This is a genomic window from Mycolicibacterium rutilum, assembly GCF_900108565.1.
Classification (GTDB): Bacteria; Actinomycetota; Actinomycetes; order Mycobacteriales; family Mycobacteriaceae; genus Mycobacterium; species Mycobacterium rutilum.
In genome coordinates this window covers 4,770,837-4,786,542 of the sequence record NZ_LT629971.1, presented here as the reverse complement: position 1 = coordinate 4,786,542, position 15,706 = coordinate 4,770,837, and the positions used below count along the sequence as shown (strand labels likewise).

The following is a 15,706-nucleotide window of genomic DNA, read 5'->3' as shown; positions in this document are numbered from 1 at the left end:
TCAGGCGCGGGTGCGGGAGCTCAGATCGGTGACGCCCTGCGGCGGCAACCCGGCGGCGTGCTCGAGTACCTCGCAGAACGCCTCGACATGGGGCCCGAGGTCCAGCGTCGTCGCCGTCCATGAGGCGCGCAGCTCGAGCTGATGCGCCCGCGGGGGCCCCGAGATGTCGCCGTAGCGCACGGAGGTCGTGGCGGTGACCGTGCCGCCCAGTGCGGTGACGTGCTCCTCGCGCTGCGCGAGCGCGTCGACGAGCCAGCTCCACGCGACCTCGGGCAGCAGCGGGTCGACGGCCTCGCTGGAGTCGAGGTCGGCCTGGATGTAGGCGACCAGGCGCATCGTGCCGTCCCAGGCCTCCGCGCCCTCGGGGTCGTGCAGCAGGATCAGGCGGCCGAACGCATCGCCCTCGGAGCGTTCCGGCACGATCGCCGTCTCGGGGTGGCGGACCTCGGCGCCCAGCGCATAGCTGAACGGCGCCAGCCGCTGCGGCGGGCGGATCGGGCCCAGCTCGATTTCCGGTCGGACGGTGGTGGCATTCATCGCCGCCACCGCTTCGCGGAACTGAGCCGGTTCGGCGGTGGTCACGACGATTGACGCTAGCCCATCTGGGCAGGTCTGTGCGCGTGGCGCGCCGATTCGTCAGAGCAACGCGTCCGGTTGAGGCGAGGGCGGCTCCCGCGCGTCCGCATGGCAGCATTGAAAGCGATGAACAACCGCCGTGAGCTGCCCGAGTCGCCGTATCTGGCCGCCGCGAGCGGCCGCAAACCCAGTCGTGTGCCCGTGTGGTTCATGCGGCAGGCCGGTCGCTCGCTGCCCGAGTACCGCGAGCTGCGCGCCAAGAACACCATGATGCAGGCGTGCTTCGACGCCGAACTCATCACCGAGATCACGCTGCAGCCGATCCGCAGGCACGGTGTCGACGCCGCGATTCTGTTCTCCGACATCGTGGTGCCGTTGCGCGCGTCGGGCATCGCGCTCGACATCGTGCCCGACGTCGGCCCGGTGATCGAGCACCCGATCCGCACGGCCGCCGACGTGGCCGCGGTCAAACCGCTTGAGTCGCAACAGGTCGCGCCGGTCGCCGAAGCCGTCGGCATGTTGGTCTCCGAGCTCGGTGACGTCCCGCTGATCGGGTTCGCCGGGGCGCCGTTCACGCTGGCGTCGTATCTGGTGGAGGGCGGCCCCAGCCGCAACCACGAGCGCACCAAGGCGATGATGCTCGGCGACACCGACACCTGGCACGCGCTGATGAGCGCGCTGACCGACGTCACGATCGGGTTCCTGCAGATGCAGGTGGACGCCGGCGTCGACGCGATCCAGGTGTTCGACTCGTGGGCCGGGACGCTGTCGCTGGCTGACTACCGCAAATACGTGCAACCGCACAGCACCCGGGTGTTCGAGACGCTGGCCGCCGCCGGTGTGCCGATGACGCACTTCGGGGTGGGCACCGCCGAACTGCTCGGCGCGATGTCGCAGGCCGCGTCGGGTCACGGCGCCCCGGCGGTCACCGGCGTCGACTGGCGCACCGCACTGGCCGACGCCGCAACCCGGGTGGTGCCCGGCACCGCGCTGCAGGGCAACCTCGATCCGGTGGTGCTGCTGGCCGGCTACCCGGTCGCCGAACGGGCCGCGCGGGCCGTCGTCGAGGACGGCCGGCGCGCCGTCGACGCCGGGGCCGCGGGCCATGTGTTCAACCTCGGCCACGGCGTGCTGCCCGGCACTGATCCCGGCGTGATCACCGAGGTGGTGACGTTGGTGCACTCGCTATGAGCCCGGCGTACTGCGTCGTCGGCGGGGGGATCTCCGGTCTGGTCGCCGCCTACCGGCTGCGGGTCGCGGCCGGTCCGCAGGCCTCGATCACGCTGTTCGACCCGGCCGACCGGCTCGGCGGCGCGCTGCGCACCGAACGCATCGGCGGCCAGGCGATGGACGTCGGCGCGGAGGCGTTCGTCGCCCGCCGGCCGGAGGTGCCGGCGCTGCTGGCCGAGCTGGGTCTGGCGAACCGCCAGGTCGGCACCACCGGCGCGCGGCCGCTGATCTACAGCCAGGACCGGCTGCACCCGCTGCCGGCGGGCACCTTGCAGGGGATCCCGGCGCAGCCGTCGGCGCTGGCCGGACTCGTCGACGACGCGACGATCGCCCGCATGCACGACGAGCGCAACCGCCCGCTGCGCTGGCGGCACGGTGCGGACCCGTCGGTGGCCGAACTGGTCGGCGACCGCTTCGGTGACCAGGTCGTCACCCGATCGGTCGAACCTCTGCTGGCCGGCGTGTACGCGGGTTCGGCGGCGACGATCGGGGTGCGCTCGGCGGTGCCGACGCTGGCCGGGGCGTTGGATCGCGGCGCGCGCAGCCTCACCGACGCCGTGCGCGAGGCGGTGCCGCCGCCGGTCACCGGATCGGTGTTCGGGGCCGTCGACGGCGGTTACCGGGTGCTGGTCGACGAGCTGATCCGCCGGGCTCGGGCGCAGTGGGTGCAGGTCGGCATCGAGCGGGTGGCCCGGGCGGCGGCCGGCTGGGACCTGGTCGACGACGAAGGGACCCGCCACCACGCCGACGCAATGGTGCTGGCGGTGCCTGCGCCGGTGCTGGCGCGCATGGTCGCCGACGTCGCGCCGCGCACGGCGGCGGCCGCGCGGCGCATCCCGGTGGCGTCGACGGCGCTGGTGGCGCTGGCGCTGCCCGGCGGCACGCCGCTGCCGCAGCAGTCCGGTGTGCTGGTCGCGTCGGGGGAGCAGCGGCTGCGGGCCAAGGCCGTGACGCTGACGTCGCGCAAGTGGGGGCCGCGCGGCAACGTGGAACTGGTGCGGCTGTCGTTCGGCCGGTTCGGCGACAACCTGACTCGCGGCGCCGGCGACGAGGATCTGCTCGGCTGGGCGGCGGAGGACCTGGCGACGCTGTTCGGGGTGCACACCGAACCGGTCGACTGCCACGTGCAGCGGTGGATCGACGCGATGCCGCAGTACGGTCCCGGCCACGGCGAGCTGATCGGCGAGCTGCGGTCCGGACTGCCGCCGACGATCGCGGTGGCGGGCGCCTTCCTCGACGGGATCGGCGTGCCCGCATGTGTGGCGGCGGCCACCAGGGCGGCCGCGTCGCTGGTGACCGCCCGCGTGGCACGATAGGGCTATGGCCAAGCTCGACTTCGACGCGCTCAACTCGACGATCCGCTACCTGATGTTCTCGGTGTTCTCGGTGCGACCGGGGGAGCTCGGCGACGAGCGTGCGGCGGTCGCCGACGAGACCGCGACGTTCATCAAGCAGCAGGAGGAGCGCGGGGTCGTGGTCCGCGGCCTGTACGACATCGCGGGCATGCGCGCCGACGCCGACTTCATGATCTGGACGCACGCCGACAACGTCGAGGCGCTGCAGGCGACCTACGCCGATTTCCGCCGCACCACCACGCTGGGCCGCGCGAGCGACCCGGTGTGGAGCAACGTGGCGTTGCACCGCCCCGCGGAGTTCAACAAGAGCCACATCCCGGCGTTCCTCGCCGGTGAGGAACCGGGCAACTACATCTGCGTGTATCCGTTCGTGCGGTCGCTGGACTGGTACCTGCTGCCCGACGAGGAGCGCCGCCGCATGCTGGCCGAGCACGGCATGGCCGCCCGCGACTACAAGGACGTCCGCGCGAACACGGTGCCGGCGTTCGCGCTGGGCGACTACGAATGGATCCTGGCGTTCGAGGCGCCCGAACTGCACCGGATCGTGGACCTGATGCGCGATTTGCGGGCCACCGACGCGCGGCGGCACGTGCGCGAGGAGACGCCGTTCTTCACCGGGCCGCGGATCAGCGCCGAGCAGCTGGTCGACCGGCTGCCCTGAGTTTGCCTCTCGCGTCAAGATTGCGCTCAGGGTCGTGATGCGAATCCGATCACGACCCTGCTCGCAATCTTCGCGTCAGGAGTTCGGCTTGAGCCGCAGTGAGATCGAGTTGATGCAGTAGCGCTGGTCGGTCGGGGTGGGGTAGCCCTCGCCCTCGAAGACGTGGCCCAGGTGGCTGTGGCAGTTGGCGCACAGCACCTCGACGCGGTGCATGCCCAGCGAGTCGTCGGCCCGCAGGATCACCGCATCGGAGTCCGCGGGGTCGAAGAACGACGGCCAGCCGCAGTGCGACTCGAACTTCTCGGTGCTGCGGAACAGTTCGGCGCCGCAGGCGCGGCACTCGTAGATGCCCTCGGTCTTGGTGTCGGTGTACTCGCCGGTGAACGGGCGCTCGGTGCCGGCCTCACGCAGGACGTGGAACTCCTCGGGGGTCAGCTTCTGGCGCCACTCGTCGTCGGTCAGCTGCAGTTTGGGAGCCGGAATGGTCATCACTCCACGCTACTAGCGATCCTCTGCCGCACGCACCCGCTGCTCGGCATACGCGAAGGCCGCCGCCTCGTCGTCGAGGTCGAATTGGCAGGCCCAGTCCAGACGCCCGTCAAGAACTCCGGCCACATCGACGAACGACCACGCGTGCCGCTTCCCATCGCGTCCGACCGCTTCCCCCTCGAACCGGCCGATCGCCACCGTCGGCGACAGCCAGTGGATCGACGAGTGCCATATGCGCGTGGATTCCATCATCGCCGTGAGGTCTTCGTAGGTGACGCGCAGATCGGCGGCGGAGCGGTCCCCGAAGCCTGACCGCGTTCGATCATGCAAGCGGAAGTCTGCAGTGCTGAGGACGCCGAGCGCGCGGTCGTAGTCGTTGTTGTTCAGGGCGACCGCGTACTCCGTGACCGTCGTACCCGCCTCCGCGAACGCGGCACCCGCGCCGCGGTAGAAACGGTGGTCCAGTTCCCGGTACGCCGCGTCGAAGTCGTCCTCCCCAAAGCGGCCGTAGTAGCAAATACGGTCTTCGGCGTCAGTCTCGATCACATACAGATAACGGGTCTCGTAACCAGAGTCGTTGGACCACCGGGTGCGCGACAACTGCAGCGTGTCACCGCGCACCGCCAGGGTGTCGCCCTCGAACGACGAGTACTGGTCGAGGATTTGGACGCATGCCGTGTAGACATCGCTGGGGGGTTCTGCGGCCATCTTCCACCGGTCGTCGTAGTCGTACCAGTCAGCGAACAAAGCTGCTGCTGCGGAGGGGTCGTGGGCTTGCATCGCCTGGCCCACCTTGTGCCAGGCGCTACTTGCTCGGTTGGCGACCTCAAGCCGACTGGCGGAGCTGCGCACCCGCTCCTCGGCGTAGGCGAAGGCGGCCTCTTCATCATCGATTTCGAACTCGCACAACGCCGAGCAGCGCCCGGCCGCGAACTCGCCAACCACTAGTCGCGTCCACGCGTACTGCTCGCCGTCAGGCCCGGCCGCCTCGCGCTGGAAGGTTGCTACGCAGCATGTTGGAGAAATCCAGTGCTCCTGCGAGTTCCACGATCGCACCGACACCACAAACTCGGCGAGGCCTTCGAAGGCGGACCGGAACTCAGCTACCGTGCGATCTGAGAACACGGAACTGGACCGATTCGTCACCCGTAGCGCGGGGTCATGAAGCTCGCCGAACGCGCGGTGTACATCACCGTCGTTGAGAGCGACCATCACCTCCGTCGCAATCGACGTGGCAGCGGCGACGGCCGCTCCCTCGCCCGCACAATAGCGTCGCGTGAGTTCCCGGTAAGCGCTGTTGAAATCGTCCTCATCGAAACGGCTTTCGGACGACAACAGACCCGCGTCGTCGATCTCGAACAGGTGCAGGTATGCGGTCTCGTTGCCAGCATCATCGGACCAGCGGCTCCAGTGCAGGCTCAACCGGTCACCACGCACCGCAAGCGTCCGCCATTCGGACTGCTGGTACTGCGCGAGGATCCGCTCCAAGGCGGTGCGCAATTCAGCCCCGCCGGCGACGGGGCCGCCCGCGAGTCGTCGGTGATCGTTGTAGATGTACCCGGCCGCGGTGCAGGCCATCGCCGCATCGACGTCGCGAGCCGCCATCGCTCTCATGAGTTCTTCGGTTTTCTCGCTGGCTCGGTTCTGTACCCGAAGCCGGCTCGCTCGCGCCGTCGTCTGCTCCGCGGCGTACGCGAATGCGGCCTGCTCGTCATCGATCTCGAACTGGGCGACCGATGCCAGGCGCAGGTCGCGGAACTGGCAGACGTGCAACCTCGTCCACCGGTACCCCTCACCGTCGTGACCGGTGGCTTCGCGTTCCAAGCGAATGACGAGCACCGAAGGCGACACCCACCGCAGCGCGGCCACCCATGATCGCGACGAGCTGACCATCGCCGACAACTCCTCGAAGCTCGCGCGAAGGTCGGCGGCAGACCGATCGGGGAAAAGCGCATGAGATCTGTTGACGATCCGAAGATCTGGCGTACTCAGGTCTCCGAAGGCCTGGTCGAAATCACCGTTGGACAACGCGAGCACCCAGTCCGTCGCCACCTGGCCGCACTCCGCGTAGGGTGCGCCTTCACCGGTATAGAACCGACGATCGAGGTCCCGGTACGCGGCTTCGAAGTCGTCGCTGTCGAAGCGGCCTTCGTACACGAACAGTCCGTCGTCGCCGACTTCGTAGACATGGAGGTAGTCCGTCCGGTTCCCGGCCTTGTCGGACCACGTGCTCGCCTGCAGACTGAGCGTCTCACCGCGTACGGCGAGGGTGCGCCACTGGAATGTGCTGTACTGGGCGAGGATTCGTTGGCCAGCGGCGCGCAGGCCCGCGGCGTTGCGGACCGGGTCGCCCCGTATCCGTCGATGGTCGGCGTACACCGACGGGTTCGCGTAGCAGGCGACACCGCCGTCGAGGTCGCCCGCCTGCATCGCTCGCTGCAGCGTCGCGACGCTGGTGCAGCACCTATTGGTCGTCGCCAAGCGAGTATCGTTCGCGCGTGTGCGTTCCTCGGCGTACGCGAACGCCGCCTCTTCGTCATCGAGATCGAATAGGGATGCCGACGCGAACTTGCCCTCGCGGATCTCGCTGACCGCGATCCACGTCCACGCATATCGTTCGCCGTCGCGGCCGACGGCCTCCTGCTCAAGGCGGCTGACGCACAGGTTCGCCGAGAGCCACAGTCCGACCGACGGCCACATCCGCGCGGAGTCGACCATCTCGCTGAGGTCCGCGTAGCTCGTCCGCAGATCACTGACCGAGGGGTCGGGAAATGCGGCTCTCGAATGGTTGGTCAAGCGGAAGTCGGGCGTGGTGAGGTGCCCGAGCGCCCGGTCGATTTCACCGTTGATCAACGCAGCCATGTATTCGGTCGCGACCGCGCCCGAGGTCGCGAACGCCGCACCTTCGCCGTCGTAGAACCGGCGTTCGAGCTCGCGGTAGGCGCCCTCGAAGTCGTGTTCGTCGAAACGGCCCTGATAGCAGACGCGACCCCGCTCGTCGATCTCGTTGACGTAGTGGGTGATCGCCTCGTTACCGTCGTCATCCGACCAGCGGCTCCACGCTAGGTGCAATCGGTCGCCACGTACCGCGAGTACGCGGAATTCGAAGTCGGCGTACTGGGCGAACACGCGCTCGATGGCCGCGCGCATCCCGTCGCGCCCTGCGATCGGGTCACCTCCGAGGCGGCGGCGATCGTCGTAGACGAAGTCCTCGGCGAACACCGCCAGTGCGCCCTCGATATCGCGCGCCCGCAACGCCGCGATGATTTCCGGGATATGCGCGCACGACGTATTGGTGACGGCCATGCGGGTGGACGCGCCGCGCACTCGATCCTCGGCGTAGGCGAACGCACCCTCCTCGTCGTCGGCGTCGAACTCGCACATCGTGACGAACCGTCCGTCGCGGTGTTCAGTCGCAAGCAGCATCGTCCAGGTGTAGCGTTCGCCGTCGGCGCCGACGGCCTCGCGTTCCAGGCGTGACACGGTCACCGTCGGCGAAAGCCACTGCACCACCGACATCCACGCCTTCTTCGACGCGACAAATGTGTTGAGTTCCACGAGGCTGTCGCGCAAATCCGCACCGGTCCGATCGGGGAAAGCCCGGCTGGACCGGCTCTCCACGCGTAGTTCCGGGACGCTGAGCTCGCCGACGAGGCGGTCGAACTCACTGTGCGCCATAAGTAGCGGAGCCTCGCTGGCTGGTAGCCCGTTGAGCGCGTACGTCGCACCCTCCCCGGCGTAGTACCGGCGATCGAGCTCGCGGTAGGCGTCCTCGAAGTCGTCCTCGTCGAAGCGGCCCTCGTACACGATGTGGTCGCCGACGTCGATCTGCTGTATGTGCAGGTGGGTGGTCTCGTTGCCGGAGTCGTCGGACCAGCGGCTCCAGCTCATCTGCAGTCGCTCCCCGCGCACGGCCAGCACGCCCCACTCGAAGTTGCTGTAGTGCTGCAGCACTCGAGCTGTCGCCGCGCGCATGTCGACGATCGCATCACCGCTCAGGCGGCGGTGGTCATCGAACACGATGCGATCGCTGAACCGGGCCATCGCCGACTCGAGGTCGTGGGCCCGCAGTGCGTCGACCACCGCGCCCATGGTGTCAGTTGCGCGGTTGGCCCTAGCCAGCCTCGACCCGGTGCCGGCCACTGCCGTCGTGAGCGATTCGACCGGGCGAGAGATGGCGGCGGCCACCTCCTTCGCCGCATACAGGCGCTCGGCGTCCGCCCGGGCGTCGCCTGCTCCGCGGGGATCACCGGCCGCCGACAGCACTCGGCTCAACGCCAGGCACGCGTCGGCATGGTCGAGGATGAGATCGGTGCCGCGGGCCACCTCGGCCGCGTCCCGCGCGATCGCGACGGCCTCGTCGTGGCTACCCTGCGCCGAAATGATCTCCGCCCGTACTGCGCGCCAAGCGATTGCCGTCTTCAAGTTCTGACCCGCAAGGTGTTCGCTGATGTCCGCGTAGCGGTCGGCCTCCTCGACTCGCCCCTGGGCCAGTAGCGAGCGGGCCAGCAGTGCGGCCGCCTGGCCTGCGTCAGCGCCGACCCCCAACGCCTCGAGTCCTTCCAGCGCGGCGCGGAAATGCGGTTCGGCGGCAACCGGGTCGCCGTCCATGGACTCGATGATCCCGGCGAACAACTCGGTCTCCATCAGTCCATGCCGCAGGCCGAGATCGGCCACCACCTGACGGGCGTCGGCCAGCATCGACCGGGCCCTGTCGGGTCGGCCGCGCAACAGCTCCAGCACGGCCAGGCAGCGCAGCGACGTGGCCTCGAGCGACGGTGCGGCCGTCGTCATCCGTTGCATGCGCACCACATCGAGACAGCGGCCGCCCGCCTTGGGTACCGGACTCGGCCCCCACAGTGCGGCGCTGGGCGCGGCACCCAGCGCCGCGGTGATCTGGCGGTGGTCTCCACTGCGCCGCGCGGCGATGAGGGCTTCAAACAGGTCTGCCTCGCAGTCACCGATCCGGCCGAGTCGGGACCGGGCACTGGCCCGCACCCGGTGCGCCTTGGCCAGACCCGCTGGATCCTGGCGACGGGAGAATTCGTCGATGGCCTCCTGCAGCCGCGCATCGACATCCGGCAGGCGGGAGGGTTCGGTGTAAACCTGCAGCTGGCAGCGATAACAGATGGCCCACGGCCGCAACATGTTTCCGGCGATTCGCTCCAAATCCTCGACCAGCGGTGTCCCCGACGCGACGTCGCCGGCAGACAGGAACGCCTCACACCCGATGAGCAGCAGGTCGGCGTGCACCGCCGGGTCGTCGCCGGCGAGTACCGCTCCCCGAGCCGCCTGCGCGCCCGCCGACACCAGCTCGTCGCGGTCGAGTGCGCGCCGGGCCGACGCGGCGTAATAGCGCGCGGCGCGCAGAGCCAGATCGTCGGCGGGCTCGCCGAGGTCGACACGGTAGGTATGCGCCGCCTCGAGGTGGCGTGCGATGAGTTCGTCGGATTCAAACGTCGCGCCGCCGCCGGTCCGCAGCCAGTCGGCCAGCCGCTGATGCAGTTCTGCGCGCTCCGACTTCAGCAGCCGGCGGTAGGCGACATCGCGGATCAGCACGTGATGAAACCGCCACACCGGCTCGTTGCCCAGGTAGCTGCCGCTGGGCTGCGCAAGATCGCCCCTGCGAAGCCTGTTGAGCGCCAGGTTGATCGCTGGCTCGTCAAGGGTGGTCAGGGCGCGAATGGCGGAGGGGGAGAAGTCGCTGCCGACCACCGAGGCGATTTCGAGGACCCGCCGATCCACGGTGTCGAGCCGTTCCAGCCGCGACGCCAGCAGCGCATGAATGGTGGGTGGTATCGAGATGGCGTCCACGTCGATGGTGAGTCGCCATCCGTTCGGTTGTTCGACGAGCACGCCGTCGTGCGCCAACATCCCGATGAACTCCCTGACGAAAAGCGGGTTGCCGCCCGTCGACGCCGGTAATCGGTGCAGCAGGTCGTCGGGCAGGCGGTTGGCGCCGAGCACGGTGGCGGCGAGTTCGGCGGTCGCGGCGGCGTCGAGTCCGTCGAGGTGGATCGCCTCGGCCACCCACCGGCTCGCCGTGACGAGATCGGGCCGCAGCTGCCGCAATTCGGGACGCGCCAGTGCGAGCACGAGCACCGGCACGCCGCGCACCCATTCCAGCAGGTGCTCGATGAAGTCGAGCAACAGCGTGTCGGCCCACTGGATGTCGTCGAGGACGAGTACGACGGGGCCCGATGTCGCCGACACCTCGACGAAACGGCGCAGCGCCCAGAAGTTCTCCTCGACCGAGCCGGGGACACCGGTGGTCAATCCGTCGAGGTCACGCAGTAGCCGGTCGCGTTCGGGAGTGCCCGTGGGCACGGCTACATGGAGGTCGATACCGCGCAACATCTCCACGAGCGGCGCCAGTGCCACCGTCCCCTCGGTGTCGCACCGGGCCTGCAACACCGACGCATGCGACGAGCGGGCACCGAATTCGTTCGCGAGCCGCGTCTTGCCGACGCCGGGATCCCCGATGAGGGTGACCAACCGGGCCCCGCCGCCGGTCACGGCGTCGTCCAGGACCGCTTGCAGGCGCCGGATCTCGTCGGTGCGTCCGACGAGGGGAGTGGCGTCGGTGACCTCGGCCGCGGTCCCGAGGCACTGGTAAACCGCCACCGCCGCGCTGCGGCCTTTGACCTGCACACGTCCCAGTGATTCGTACCGGTATCGGCCGCGAGTGGCGCGCCACGTCTCCTCGCCGACGACGACCTGCCCCCGCGGGCACTCCGACTCCAGTCGTGCGCCGACGTTGAGCGCATCACTGACGAGATCGGCGTCGTCGGCGCCGACGACGACCTCGCCGGTGTTGACCGACACTCGCAACGCCAGCTCTACGGCGTACCGGCGGTTGACCATGGCGGCGAAGTCGACGAACGACTCCTGCAGTGCGACAGCCGCTTCGACGGCGCGAACGGCGTCGTGCGGCCCGACGTCGGGCACTCCCCAAACCGCCATGAACCCGTCACCGATGTACTTGACCACGCCGGCCCGGTGCCGGTCGGCGGTTGCGCGTAGCAGGTCGTGGTAGCGGCCGATGATCTCACGTGCGGTCTCGGCGTCCACCTGCTCTTCGAAGCTCGTCGACCCGGCCAGGTCGGCGAACAGGACGGTGACGGTCTTGCGGACCGGCGTGGCGGAGACGTCGGTGGCGGCACCCGCCTGCAGCGGCGCGCCACAGGCGCGGCAGAACCGGGCGGTGGCACGTGCCTCGACTCCGCACGTCGCGCAGACCTGCGCGAGCGAGGCGCCGCATCCTTCACAGAAGCGTGCATCCTCCTCGTTCGCGGTGCCGCAGCCGGAGCAGACTCGGCGGTGCTCGGTCATCGTCAGTCCGGTCGCAGCGAGAACGCGTCGTGGTCTTCGGCGGCGGCCGCGGCATTGTGCGTCATGGCGCGGAGCAGGTCGCGCTGTCGATCGTTGACGACGTCGATCTGGCCGACAGCCAGCACTGGGTATGCGAAACACCAGGCGGTGGCCAGCCGGTAGTCGCGGCTCAACTTCTCATGGGCGTAATCGATTCCAGCTTCGACCAGCCGTTCGGCGTACCGCGAGAGCAACTGCCGTTCGCAGGCGCGGCGTGTGTCGGTCGTCAAACTCTGGCTGATGAAATAGGCGAGGTCGTAGGCGCCGCGTCCCTTCGTGCTGAGCTGCCAGTCGAGAGCGGTCAACGGCGGATCGCCGGGCTCGGCGGCGAAGAACAGCTGGTCCAGACGCAAGTCGCCGTGGAGGAAAGTGTTTGGGGGACGCGATATCTCGGCCATCAACCACGGCATCAGCGAGAGAAAACGTTCGCCGAACGCCCGCGTCTCGGGCGAGAGCTCGTCGCCGAAACGGCCGAGGAACTCGGGCCATGAGGCCTGGTAACTGGCCACGGTGCTGCCTGAGAACGGCGGCTCGCACAGTGTCGTCAACCATGTCAGGGAGGCCAACTGGTCGCTGTTCCACCAGTGAGCGTGGTGAGCGGCGATCGCGTCGATCACTGTCTCCGCGTCGGACGCCGCGCAACCCGTGATCTGATCAGCGCGCCGACGGTGCCCGACGTCTTCGAGGACCAGCACGAAATCGTGCGTCGTCTCGTCGATCGCCGCGAAGTAGGGCCGCGCCGGGCGCAGCGGATTCGACAGGCCGATCTCCTGGTAGAAGCGGATCTCGCGCTGGTACAGCCCCAGGTCCTCGCACAGCACCGACCGGGCGCGTGCGTCGAGTGTCGGCATCTTGATCACGACGGACTCCGGCACATCGATGCCGGTGAGCCGGACCCGGAACAGCCGACCCAACAGCCCGACCCCGACCGCTATCTGCTCGATGTCGGCGGTGCGCACGTCGGCGCGTAGGGCCTGGCTGAGCCAGTCGGCAGTGATCGACGACGGGTCGACCGGAATCTTCGGCACGGACTCGCCTCCCCTCGAGCGAAACAATCCTACGAGGAAGAAGCGGGGTTGCGCCGGATTTGACGACGCCGGGGTGCGCGGTTAGCTAATCGGCGGTGCGGTGGGCTTCGCCGGCGCGGTCGACGCCTCCGGCTCGGGCGGCGCCTTCGTCGTCATCCATACCGGGTCGATGCCGCCGTCGAGCCGGCCCTCGGCCTTGGCGTCCAGATAGCGGAAGTACAGCACCGAGAACACGACCACGAGCATCAAACTCCACCCGTAGGTGAACTTCATGTACTCGAGGAACCGCCCGGTCGACGGCCAGTGGCCGAGCAGCCAGCGGTCCGCGCTCATGAACCCGTAGATCGCCAGCCACGCCGGCCAGTTGCGCAGCACCGAATTCTTCAGCACCACCGTCATCAGGAACGGGAACAGCATCATCGAGTAGTAGCCCTGGCCCAGCGAGAGCACCAGGAACGACGTGATCAGCAGCACGCCCGACGACGTCGCCATCCAGAACAGGGGGTCGCGGGTGCGGTAGTACTTGTACAGCAGCCACAGCGAGATGATCGCGATCACCGCAAAAGCGATGCGCAGCAACAGCATCAGCCAGGTCGGCAACCCGTAGTAGGTGCCGTTGCCGACGATGGAGCTGTTGAAATAGTCACGGGTCGTCATGATGTAGGGCACGGTGCGGGTGAAGAAGCTCATCGGGTCGCTGATCAGCGGCCACGCCGCGACGTTGAACACCAGCGGCACCGCGACGGCGCCGACGAGCGCGCGCCACTGCCGGTTCAGCAGCGGCAGCAACAGCAGCGGGGCCAGCAGCGGTTTGACCACCAGCGTCAACCCGATCGCCGCACCGGCCAGCCACTCGTGGTTGCGTTTGCCGTCGAGCAGCCAGCGGAAGAACAGCACCTCGGCCAGCAGGATGCAGCCGTTGATATTGCCGAAAACCAGTGTGTTGATCACGCTTTCGGTGCAGAACATCGCCGCCAGCAGCGCGGGCAGCGCCACCGAGCGGTGGTCGAAATCGAACAGCCGGATCAGGAAGTAGGCGGCCAGCACGATCGCGATCGTGTTGAACGTGATGAACCAGTACCGCGAGGCGTCGACGGGCAGGTACCCGAACGGTGCCATCAGCAGCGTGCCGCCTGGCGGATAGAGGTAATGCGGGTCGACGTGGTTGAAGTGCTCGTTGTAGATGTCCCAGCCCATCTTGAAGTTGACGACCGCCCGGTAGACGGGCCCGTAGTCGTCGGTGATGTAGCCGTTGGTGGCGAGCACGTAGCTGCGGTGGATGATGAACAGGATCGCCAGCGGCCACAGGATGAGCTTCAACACCGTCGCCACGTCGGGCGGCGACGTCCGGGGCCGGAATGGGGCGGTCACAAGATCGCGCACGACCGCACCGTACCGGACCTGTGTGGGCATGAGCCGTCAGGCCGGGCAGAACGTGTCGGTCTCAGGCAGTTTGCCGCTGTCGACGTAGCCGAGCACCGGCGGCAGCGCGCACGGCGAGTAGATCGACGCGCCGTGTCCAATGCCCTGCCACATCACCCGCCGGTTGGGCGAGCCGGCGTTGATGGCGGTGGCGGCGACCGCGGCGACACCTTCATTGCCGACGATCGGGTCGTTGTGCGTGCCCAGCAGCAGCACCGGGATCTTGAGGTTCTTCGGCTCCTCCGGCGGGGTGCCGCTGGGCCAGTTGAGGCAGTCGACGAGGTTCAACGCGCCGACGGTGCCGAACTGCGGGTAGAGCTTGTTCCAGGCGACCACGAGTTCGCGCACCCGGTCGGGCGTCGGGCGGTTCAGCGAGTCGCTGCAGCCGTTGACGAACTGGCCGTCGGTGTCGCGTAGGCTTTCGGCCTCGGTGATCAGGTCGGTGAGCGGGTTGGTGTCGCCGCTGCGGGCGGCGGCGATCGCGGCGGCCAGGGCGTTGCCCGAGGCGATGCGGTCGCCGCGCGGATAGGCCAGCGCGGTCGAGATGGCGTTGGCGACGGTGGCGACGGCGGCGCCGTTGGGTCCGCGGCCCTCGCGGGCGGCGGACAGCACCGCGTCGACGGCGCCCTTGGCGTCGCCGCCCAGCGGGCAGTTCGTCGCCGCACACTGGGCGGCCCACGCGTCGAGCGCGGCCTGTTCGCCCTTCACGCGCTGCTCCATCGCGGCCTCGGCGGCGATGCCGAGCGGCAGCGGCGAGTCGAGCACCAGCCGCGCGACCTTGTTGGGGTGCGAACCCGCGTAGGCGAGGGCGACCTGGGCGCCGTTGCCGATGCCGAGCAGCGCCAGCGTCGGCACGTCCCAGGTGCTGCGCAGCCGTTCGAGGTCCTCGGCGGCGTGCGAGTTGTCGTAGGCCGAGTCGCCGGGGGCGATGCTGTCGGTGCAGCTGGTCGTCGCGGTCTGCACGATGGCGCCGAGGTTGGCCACCGGGTCGTCGCCGGCCTGGAACTGCGCCTGGTCGAGCATCTCCTGGCGGTCGAACAGGTCGCGGCAGTCCAGCGCACCGGACATGCCGAGGCCGCGGCGGTCGACGGCGACGACCGGGCGGGTGTTGAGCACGTCGGCGCCCGAGCGTGACAGCCATACAGGCAGCTGCAGCGACGACGGCAGGTCGGTGCCGGTCGTCATCACCAGCGGGCCGGCGTCCTCGGGGGTCTGCGGGCCGCGGGCGCGGACCACGCCGATGCTCACCGACCCCGACGCCCCGTTGATCGGGTCGAGGTCGGCGTCGTAGCTGGCGCAGTCCAGCGTCACGCCGGGCAACGGCGGCACCGACGCGTCGCCGAAGACTCGCGACGTGCAGTCGCGCCACTCCATGTCGTTCTTGGGCTTCTCGATCGGCGGGGGACCGCTGGCCTGCTGGGTGGGCGGCGGCTCGCCCTGCGGGCCCGCGCCGGAGTTGGTGGCGAAGCGCGGGTTGGCGGCCAACCCCGGTGAGCAGGCCGCGACGACCGCCGCCACGGTTGCCAGGCTCAGAACCCGGACCAGCTGACCACGCCGTTGCATGCCGACCACAG

General features: G+C 69.0%; 9 protein-coding genes. 3 read left to right on the top strand and 6 right to left on the bottom strand.

Annotation, left to right across the window (positions count from 1 at the left end):
* Window positions 1–582 (bottom strand): DUF3000 domain-containing protein, encoded by a 582-nt coding sequence (locus BLW81_RS23260; RefSeq protein WP_069416234.1) that lies wholly within the window; start codon window positions 580–582, stop codon window positions 1–3.
* A 120-nt stretch (window positions 583–702) separates the two neighbouring features.
* On the opposite strand from BLW81_RS23260, the gene hemE reads away from it, so the two are divergent.
* Genes hemE through hemQ form a run of 3 tightly spaced genes read left to right on the top strand, consistent with a single transcriptional unit; the run spans window position 703 to window position 3,822 of the window.
* Window positions 703–1,767, top strand: coding sequence for a uroporphyrinogen decarboxylase (hemE, locus tag BLW81_RS23255; RefSeq protein ID WP_083409226.1), 1,065 nt, complete (start codon window positions 703–705; stop codon window positions 1,765–1,767).
* Window positions 1,764–3,122 (top strand): protoporphyrinogen oxidase, encoded by a 1,359-nt coding sequence (locus BLW81_RS23250; protein WP_083409225.1) that lies wholly within the window; start codon window positions 1,764–1,766, stop codon window positions 3,120–3,122. Before hemE ends, BLW81_RS23250 begins: the two co-directional genes overlap by 4 nt.
* 4 nt (window positions 3,123–3,126) lie before the next feature.
* On the top strand, window positions 3,127–3,822 hold the full coding sequence (hemQ, locus tag BLW81_RS23245; RefSeq protein ID WP_083409224.1) for a hydrogen peroxide-dependent heme synthase: 696 nt from the start codon (window positions 3,127–3,129) through the stop codon (window positions 3,820–3,822).
* 75 nt (window positions 3,823–3,897) lie between these two features.
* On the opposite strand, the gene msrB is transcribed toward hemQ, so the two are convergent.
* The 5 genes from msrB to BLW81_RS23220 form a co-directional block, all read right to left on the bottom strand.
* Window positions 3,898–4,311 (bottom strand): peptide-methionine (R)-S-oxide reductase MsrB, encoded by a 414-nt coding sequence (gene msrB / locus BLW81_RS23240; RefSeq protein ID WP_083409223.1) that lies wholly within the window; start codon window positions 4,309–4,311, stop codon window positions 3,898–3,900.
* Window positions 4,312–4,323: 12 nt separating this feature from the next.
* The gene (locus tag BLW81_RS23235) at window positions 4,324–11,643 is read right to left on the bottom strand and encodes a nuclear transport factor 2 family protein (RefSeq protein WP_083409222.1); all 7,320 of its coding nucleotides are present in this window, start codon (window positions 11,641–11,643) and stop codon (window positions 4,324–4,326) included.
* A gap of 2 nt (window positions 11,644–11,645) precedes the next feature.
* Complete coding sequence (locus tag BLW81_RS23230) at window positions 11,646–12,710, bottom strand: oxidoreductase family protein (protein ID WP_083409221.1); 1,065 nt, start codon at window positions 12,708–12,710, stop codon at window positions 11,646–11,648.
* An 81-nt stretch (window positions 12,711–12,791) separates the two neighbouring features.
* Window positions 12,792–14,123 (bottom strand): arabinofuranan 3-O-arabinosyltransferase, encoded by a 1,332-nt coding sequence (gene aftC, locus BLW81_RS23225; protein ID WP_083409220.1) that lies wholly within the window; start codon window positions 14,121–14,123, stop codon window positions 12,792–12,794.
* Between the two features lie 6 nt (window positions 14,124–14,129).
* The gene (locus tag BLW81_RS23220; protein ID WP_083410762.1) at window positions 14,130–15,695 is read right to left on the bottom strand and encodes an alpha/beta fold hydrolase; all 1,566 of its coding nucleotides are present in this window, start codon (window positions 15,693–15,695) and stop codon (window positions 14,130–14,132) included.
* Between the last annotated feature and the right edge of the window lie 11 nt (window positions 15,696–15,706).

Bases quoted from the DNA above. Each gene is read 5' to 3' on its own strand.
- hemE (WP_083409226.1), top strand. From the start codon at position 703: ATGAACAACCGCCGTGAGCTGCCCGAGTCGCCGTATCTGGCCGCCGCG.
- msrB (WP_083409223.1), bottom strand. From the start codon at position 4,311: ATGACCATTCCGGCTCCCAAACTGCAGCTGACCGACGACGAGTGGCGC.
- BLW81_RS23235 (WP_083409222.1), bottom strand. From the start codon at position 11,643: ATGACCGAGCACCGCCGAGTCTGCTCCGGCTGCGGCACCGCGAACGAG.
- BLW81_RS23250 (WP_083409225.1), top strand. From the start codon at position 1,764: ATGAGCCCGGCGTACTGCGTCGTCGGCGGGGGGATCTCCGGTCTGGTC.
- BLW81_RS23220 (WP_083410762.1), bottom strand. From the start codon at position 15,695: ATGCAACGGCGTGGTCAGCTGGTCCGGGTTCTGAGCCTGGCAACCGTG.
- aftC (WP_083409220.1), bottom strand. From the start codon at position 14,123: ATGCCCACACAGGTCCGGTACGGTGCGGTCGTGCGCGATCTTGTGACC.
- hemQ (WP_083409224.1), top strand. From the start codon at position 3,127: ATGGCCAAGCTCGACTTCGACGCGCTCAACTCGACGATCCGCTACCTG.